This is a genomic window from Candidatus Aquarickettsia rohweri (assembly GCF_003953955.1).
Taxonomy (GTDB): domain Bacteria; phylum Pseudomonadota; class Alphaproteobacteria; order Rickettsiales; family Midichloriaceae; genus Aquirickettsia; species Aquirickettsia rohweri.
In genome coordinates this window covers 1-1,196 of the sequence record NZ_RXFM01000146.1, presented here as the reverse complement: position 1 = coordinate 1,196, position 1,196 = coordinate 1, and the positions used below count along the sequence as shown (strand labels likewise).

Here is a 1,196-nt window from a genome sequence, read left to right as displayed (position 1 = left end):
ACATGTACTGAATTGGTAGTTTGGAGGAACTGTTTTTAGATGATTGCATTCCTCAATATTATGATTATAGACATTTATCATAATATCTTTAAATTCTTCAGCATGTTTATCAAAAATATTTTGAACATGTGGATTAACTTTAGTTACACCAGATTCCTTATCCCGTATAAAAACTTTAAGTGGCTTTTTTCCCAATTTTGAGTCATAATACTCAAACAAATTCAACACATCATTCGAAGTGTATCCTTTTATAGTTGTATGATTTTCATGGTCAACGCCTATATGTTTTTTAAGATCCTTACCCATGGGTGGTTTTAACATTTTTATTGAGTACTGTGGCTCTAAATTTCTTGCATCGGTTGCTTCTATCTGTCTCAACATAAAAAATATATAAGGCATAGTAGCATCGTTAGGAGTACTGATATCTTCAAAAGTAATTTTCGATTTCGTATTAGGATCAGCAAAATACCAAAAGTATAAACCCTCATTCTGAAACTGAATTACTGGATCTGGACTATTATGTCTGCTTGTCCATAGTTCTGATTGTGTTCCCAACTCCGTCTTAATCTCTTCTTTTATGCCATCATATAATGTAAGGTACTTATTGGCTGCATTTTGTACTGCAAGTTTTGAACTAGCTGTCATTTGAGGTTTTAGATAAATTTCAATGCTGTTCGAAAAATTAGTACTACAAATCTTTGGTACTTTTATACCATAAGACCTTACAATAGCAATTTGAGTTTTAGAGTAGGAAGTTGCTTTTTCTACCTCAAATACTACTTTCATAATTAATTTTTCTAGATTTATAACTCTATGTCTAGTTCAGGACATATAGTTTCGTCATTCACAGAATTAAATATTTCTAAACACTGCAACAGGAGTAAGGTTTGGTCAGGCCCATCTCCTGATAAAGACAAACATGTACTGAATTGGTAGTTTGGAGGAACTGTTTTTAGATGATTGCATTCCTCAATATTATGATTATAGACATTTATCATAATATCTTTAAATTCTTCAGCATGTTTATCAAAAATATTTTGAACATGTGGATTAACTTTAGTTACACCAGATTCCTTATCCCGTATAAAAACTTTAAGTGGCTTTTTTCCCAATTTTGAGTCATAATACTCAAACAAATTCAACACATCATTCGAAGTGTATCCTTTTATAGTTGTATGATTTTCATGGTCAACGCC

2 protein-coding genes are annotated in these 1,196 nt (G+C 31.4%); both read right to left on the bottom strand.

Annotated features, from left to right (window positions below):
* A partial coding sequence (locus tag EIC27_RS06830) for a hypothetical protein (protein ID WP_153183786.1) occupies positions 1-786 on the bottom strand: 786 nt, incomplete at its 3' end.
* A 17-nt stretch (positions 787-803) separates the two neighbouring features.
* Positions 804-1,196 (bottom strand): hypothetical protein (locus tag EIC27_RS07335; RefSeq protein WP_162298372.1); only part of this gene is annotated, 393 nt, incomplete at its 5' end.